General features: G+C 48.5%; 2 protein-coding genes. One reads left to right on the top strand and one right to left on the bottom strand.

Annotation, left to right across the window (positions count from 1 at the left end; translation table 11 throughout):
* Positions 1–794 (top strand): UbiD family decarboxylase (locus tag ACTHUT_RS20415; protein ID WP_440419629.1); only part of this gene is annotated, 794 nt, incomplete at its 5' end.
* Between the two features lie 267 nt (positions 795–1,061).
* Here ACTHUT_RS20415 and ACTHUT_RS20410 read toward each other — a convergent pair.
* Positions 1,062–1,499 (bottom strand): AsmA family protein (locus tag ACTHUT_RS20410; RefSeq protein WP_440419628.1); only part of this gene is annotated, 438 nt, incomplete at its 5' end.

Raw genomic sequence — 1,499 nt, 5'->3', positions numbered from 1 at the left:
CTATTCTCGGAGCGGTAACGCCTGTACCCGATACCTTGAGCGAATACCAATTTGCCGGACTGTTGCGTGGTTCGCGGACGGAGCTGGTAAAATGTATCGGCAATGATTTGCAAGTGCCTGCCCGTGCAGAAATCGTATTGGAAGGCGTGATTCATCCAAACGAAACCGCGTTGGAAGGCCCATACGGCGACCACACCGGCTATTACAACGAGCAGGATCATTTCCCTGTGTTTACGGTTGAGCGCATTACCATGCGTGAAAACCCGATTTACCACTCCACCTACACAGGCAAACCGCCCGATGAACCCGCCGTTTTGGGCGTGGCGTTGAACGAAGTGTTCGTCCCGCTTTTGCAAAAGCAGTTCCCCGAAATCACCGATTTCTATCTGCCGCCCGAAGGCTGCTCCTACCGCATGGCGGTGGTCAGCATGAAAAAACAGTACGCCGGACACGCCAAGCGCGTGATGATGGGCTGCTGGTCGTTCCTTCGCCAGTTTATGTACACCAAATTCATCATCGTAGTTGATGACGATGTGGATGTGCGCGACTGGAAAGAAGTCATCTGGGCGGTAACCACGCGCATGGATCCCGTACGCGATACTGTTTTGATGGAAAACACACCTATCGACTACCTCGACTTCGCCAGCCCCGTCAGCGGACTTGGCGGCAAAATGGGTTTGGATGCGACCAACAAATGGCCGGGCGAAACCGACCGCGAATGGGGACGAGTAATCAAAAAAGACCCTGCCGTTACGGCCAAAATCGATGAGATTTGGGAGAGTTTGGGCTTGTAGATGTCATTTCTATTGGAATTTATACTTCAAATCGTGATGGAAATGATTGGGGCGATGTTTAAGGGTACGATAGAAATATTGAGGCTCGATTGGAGAAAAAGAAAACTCTCCAAAAAAGGCTTGATAATGTTGGCCATATGGTTTGTCATCATTGTTGCACTGATTGCGTATATAGTCATTTCTAAGTAAACATCTTATTCTGACAATGTATCTGTTAAAAGGCCGTCTGAAACTTTTTGGATTTCAGACGGCCTTTGATTTGAAAACCTAGCGTGGTTTGAGCCACTTCCATTGTTCTTGTATGGTTTCTTGCAGGACTTTTTGTTTTTCTGCCGGTGTGTTCATGCCATTGGTCAAGCGGCTGTAATCAAGGGTAATGGAAGGGTTTTGCACGGTTCCGCCGATTTTGAGAGGAATCGGTTTGTTTTTTGGCTGCAGTACATTGCTGATAAGCAGGTTTTCGGACAGCTTTTGGGTATTCAAATCGGTATAGCCGCTGCTGACAACGTGCAGGCTGTCGGAAAACAGTTCGGTGTTGATATGATGGCTGATGCCTTTCTCAATTTCGCTATTGAGGGTGAAATGATGGAAAGGGGTTTTGAGGTTGCTGTTGTCGATTTTTTCCGAAGAGATGCCGTTTTTCAGAATGCTGTCCATATCGATGCCGTGCCATGCGCCGTTGGTAATATCGAGGAGCAGGCTGCC

This window comes from Neisseria sp. P0022.S010 (assembly GCF_051956635.1).
Note: the sequence above shows the minus strand (reverse complement) of the source record. Positions and strands in the feature narration are given on the sequence as shown.